This window comes from Burkholderia sp. HMSC10F09 (genome assembly GCF_001806955.1).
Lineage (GTDB): Bacteria > Pseudomonadota > Gammaproteobacteria > Burkholderiales > Burkholderiaceae > Burkholderia > Burkholderia multivorans.
In genome coordinates this window covers 1-4,017 of the sequence record NZ_KV786857.1, presented here as the reverse complement: position 1 = coordinate 4,017, position 4,017 = coordinate 1, and the positions used below count along the sequence as shown (strand labels likewise).

Here is a 4,017-nt window from a genome sequence, read left to right as displayed (position 1 = left end):
CGGCCGCGGGTGCGGGCTCGGGTGTGGACTCCGGTGCGTCGCCCGGCTCCTCCGCGCCTTCCGCGGCGGCCGCGCCATCGGGCGACGCCGCGCCGGGCGCCATTCCGGGCTGCGCCATCGCGAGGCTCGCGAGCTGATTGAACTGCGCCTGCAGCAGGTTCCACCAGCCGGCCGGATCGAACGACTGATTCGGCTGCTGCGCGGCGTCGCGCTCCGGCGGCGCATCGGCGCCGGCCGACGCGTCGCCCGCCTGCGGCTTCGGCTGCGCGGTCTCGCCGAGCGGCGCGGTCGCGGCCTTGGCCGCCGCGACGGCCGCATCCTCGGCCGCCGACATCGAACTCTGCGCGAACGCGCCGAACGCCCGCAGCGTCGCGAGCGTCGCGCGCTGCACTTCGAGCGCCTGGATCGCGGACTGCAGCATGCCGAGGTTCAGCTTCAGCCATTGCTCGACCGCGCGCAGATCGGTGATCCGCTTGTCGAGCTCCTCGACGTTCGTGAGCGGCGCCATCATGTCGGACATGCTCGACAGCGACGGCGGCAGCCCGGACGCGGCGCCCGGAAACGGCGCCATCGCGCCGAACGGCGACATCCGCATCATGTCCCACATGCGCTCGAGCATGTCGGCGGGCTTGAAGCCGGCAAAGCCGGCGAAGGGGTTGGAGCCGGGGGCATCGGTCGTCATACGGGCATCCTGATTGGACTGGGGAGCACGCGGCCGGCATCCGAGCACGATCGCGTGTTTCGATCATAGCGCGCGTCAGAACGGCGCGTCGCCGGGAAACGCGGGCGGGCGCCGCTCGCGCAGCGAACGAAGGCCCTCCTGCACGTCGGGCCCCGAAAAGCCCATGAATTCCAGCGCGAGCGACGTATCGAAGGTCGGCCCGGCCGTGCGCAGCCAGTTGTTGAGCGCGTACTTCGTCCAGCGGATCGCCGACTGCGACCCGTTCGCGAGCCGCTCGGCCACCTCGTAGGCCTTCGGCACCAGATCGGCCGGCTCGACCGCGAGCGACACGAGGCCGATGCGCTCCGCCTCTTCGCCGCTCACCGGCTCGCACAGCATCAGGTAGTACTTCGCCTTCGCCATCCCGCACAGCAGCGGCCACACGATCGCCGCGTGATCGCCGGCCGCGACGCCGAGCCGCGTATGGCCGTCGATGATCCGCGCATCCTTCGCGGCGATCGAGATGTCGGCGAGCAGCCCCGCGACGAGCCCCGCGCCGACCGCCGGGCCGTGCATCGCGGACACGATCGGCTTGCTGCAGTTGATCACGTTGTAGACGAGGTCGCGCGCTTCGCGCCATACGCGGGCGCGCACGTCGTAGTCGTTGGCCATCGCTTCGACGAGCGCGAGATCGCCGCCCGCCGAGAAGCCCTTGCCTTCGCCGCGAATCACGGCGACGCGCGTGTCGGGATCGCGATCGACGTCGCGCCAGATGTCCGCGAGCTCGCGATGCATCTGCGCGTTCGCGGTCGCGAGGCCGCTGCGGTTCGCGCCCTCGCCGCTCATCACGATGTCGAGCACGCCGTGTTCGCGGCGCGTCACCTTCAATGCTTGATAACCGCCGTACGCGGCGAGATCGGCCATGCGCTGCTCCCGGGTCGAGGCTGTCGAATCGAGTGTAGTCAAGCCCGCGCGCGCAAACATCGGGCGAAACCCGGCGCGGGCCGGCCCGGCGACCGTGCGTCGCCGCACACCGCACGCGTCACGCGACGCCGTCGGGCGGCGCGACCGATTGCTCGATCGCACCGAAGATCGACTTGCCGGCCGGATCGAACATCTCGATGCGCACGGTGTCGCCGTAGCGCATGAATTCCGTCTGCGGCGCGCCGTGCTCGATCGTCTCGAGGCAGCGCTTCTCGGCGATGCAGCAGTAGCCGCGCTTCGCGTCCTTGTTCGATACGGTGCCGGAGCCGACGATCGAGCCCGCGCGCAGATTGCGCGTCTTCGCCGCATGCGCGATCAGCTGGCCGAAATGAAACACCATGTCGGTGCCCGCGTCGGGCTGGCCGACCTTCTTGCCGTTCCAGTGGACGATCATCGGCCGGTGCACGCGGCCGTCGCTCCACGCGTCGCCGAGTTCGTCCGGCGTCACCGCGACCGGCGCGAACGCGGTCGCGGGCTTGCTCTGGAAGAAGCCGAATCCCTTCGCGAGCTCGGCCGGGATCAGGTTGCGCAGCGACACGTCGTTCACGAGCGTGACGAGCCGCACGGCCTTCAACGCCTCGTCCGGCGAGGCGCTCATCGGCACGTCGCCCGTGATCACCGCGACTTCCGCTTCGAAATCGATGCCCCACGCTTCGGACGGACACACGATGTCGTCGCGCGCGCCGAGGAAATCGTCGCTGCCGCCCTGGTACATCAGCGGATCGGTCCAGAACTCGGGCGGCATCTCGGCGCCGCGCGCGCGACGCACGAGCTCGACGTGGTTCACGTACGCGGAGCCGTCCGCCCACTGGAACGCGCGCGGCAGCGGCGCCATGCAGTGAGCGGGATCGAACGGAAACGCGCGGCGCGCGCGGCCGTGATTCAGCGCGTCGTACAGCTCGCGCAGCTGCGGCGCGTAGAACGCCCAGTCGTCGAGGACGCGCTGCAGCGTCGGTGCGATCGTGTCGGCGATCGCCGCGGTGTGCAGGTCGCGCGACACGACGATCAGCTGGCCGTCGCGCGTGCCGTCCTTCAGCGAAGCAAGTTTCATAAGGGAATCTGCCGTTGTGGTGACGATGGAGGGAATCTATTTTACGATGGTGAATCCGCGCGGCGCGGGAGTCTCTCGCGCGCCGCTTCCGTCCCGATCCTTGCCGCGTTCCGCGCCCTGCTTCCATGTCCGCCAGCCCGCTTCCCGACGACGAACTCGCCGATTCCGACACCGACGACGCCGCAGCCGGCGAGCACGGCGAGAAGGTGCGCTCGGGCATCCAGTCGATCGAGGTCGGCTTCCGGCTGCTCGACGTGCTGACGAGCGAGCCGCGCGCGATGATGCTGCGCGATCTCGCGCAGCGCGCGGGCATGAGCCCTGCGAAGGCGCACCGCTATCTCGTGAGCTTCCTGCGGCTCGGCGTCGTGTCGCAGGACCCTGTGTCGGGGCGCTACGAGCTCGGCGGCTTCGCGCTGCAGATGGGGCTCGCGCGGCTCGCGCGCGTCGACGGCGTGAAGCTCGCGCGTATCGCGCTGACCGAATTCCGCGATCGGCTCGACCAGACGGTCGGCATCGCCGTATGGGGCAATCAGGGGCCGACAATCGTGCACTGGATGGAATCGAGCCATCCGGCGAAGGCGTCGCTGAAGCTCGGCGACGTGATGCCGCTGCTCGGCTCCGCGACGGGCCTGCTGTTCGCTGCCTATCTGCCGCGCAGCAAGACCGCCGCGATGCTCGAACGCGAACTCGCCGACACGCGGCGCTCGCCGCATCACGGCGGCCCGCGCACGCTCGACGAGGTCGAAGCGATGCTCGCGGACGTGCGCGCGCACGAGGCCGCGCGCGTCGAAGGCATGCTGCTGCCGACCATTCACGCGTTCTGCATGCCGGTGTTCGATGCGGTCGGCGAACTCGCGCTCGGGATCGTCGCACTCGGCCACGAAGGCACGTTCGACATCGCGTGGGGCGGCGAAATCGACACCGCGCTGCGCGCATGCGCGCGCAAGCTGTCGTACGAACTCGGCTATAGTCCGGTCGCGCGCGACGCCTGATGCGCGCGACGCGCCGCGAACGCGCGGCGCATCCGACGGTCCGACGTGCGATGACGCGCGCGTCGCGCGTCCCAACCCCGTTCCGACTGCCGATGCCGCACGCCGACACCCGTCCTCGTCCCGCTTCGCTCCGCCGCTGGCGGCGCGTGGGCGTTGCGCTCGTCGTCGCGCTCGTGCTGCACGCGCTCGCCGCGCTGTGGCTCGTGCGCAACCGCGAGTCGTTCACGCCGACGCCGCCGGCCGACGTGCCGGTCCAGGTCGAATTGCTGAAAACGCAGCCGATCGAGCGCGCGCCCGCGCCGCAGCCGCCTGCGCATGCAGCGCCGGCC

Annotated in this window: 4 protein-coding genes and 1 pseudogene; 2 read left to right on the top strand and 3 right to left on the bottom strand. The window is 70.5% G+C overall.

Going from position 1 to position 4,017, the window contains the following annotated elements; all coding sequences use genetic code 11:
* The 3 genes from HMPREF3115_RS23020 to HMPREF3115_RS23010 all read right to left on the bottom strand — a co-directional run.
* On the bottom strand, nt 1-682 hold a 682-nt coding region (locus tag HMPREF3115_RS23020), incomplete at its 3' end, for a PhaM family polyhydroxyalkanoate granule multifunctional regulatory protein (protein ID WP_070556210.1).
* A 75-nt stretch (nt 683-757) separates the two neighbouring features.
* Entirely contained in the window at nt 758-1,585 is an 828-nt protein-coding gene (locus HMPREF3115_RS23015) for an enoyl-CoA hydratase/isomerase family protein (RefSeq protein WP_006411623.1), read from the bottom strand.
* Nucleotides 1,586-1,703: 118 nt separating this feature from the next.
* Nucleotides 1,704-2,696: a fumarylacetoacetate hydrolase family protein gene (locus HMPREF3115_RS23010; protein WP_053296785.1), complete on the bottom strand. Its 993-nt coding sequence runs from the start codon at nt 2,694-2,696 to the stop codon at nt 1,704-1,706.
* Between the two features lie 125 nt (nt 2,697-2,821).
* On the opposite strand from HMPREF3115_RS23010, the gene HMPREF3115_RS23005 reads away from it, so the two are divergent.
* Entirely contained in the window at nt 2,822-3,688 is an 867-nt protein-coding gene (locus tag HMPREF3115_RS23005; protein ID WP_070556209.1) for an IclR family transcriptional regulator, read from the top strand.
* Between the two features lie 146 nt (nt 3,689-3,834).
* Nucleotides 3,835-4,017, top strand: a pseudogene (locus HMPREF3115_RS23000) (DUF3108 domain-containing protein); the annotation flags it as partial.

Coding starts and splice junctions, on each gene's coding strand:
- HMPREF3115_RS23015 (WP_006411623.1), bottom strand. CDS start 1,585: ATGGCCGATCTCGCCGCGTACGGCGGTTATCAAGCATTGAAGGTGACG.
- HMPREF3115_RS23010 (WP_053296785.1), bottom strand. CDS start 2,696: ATGAAACTTGCTTCGCTGAAGGACGGCACGCGCGACGGCCAGCTGATC.
- HMPREF3115_RS23005 (WP_070556209.1), top strand. CDS start 2,822: ATGTCCGCCAGCCCGCTTCCCGACGACGAACTCGCCGATTCCGACACC.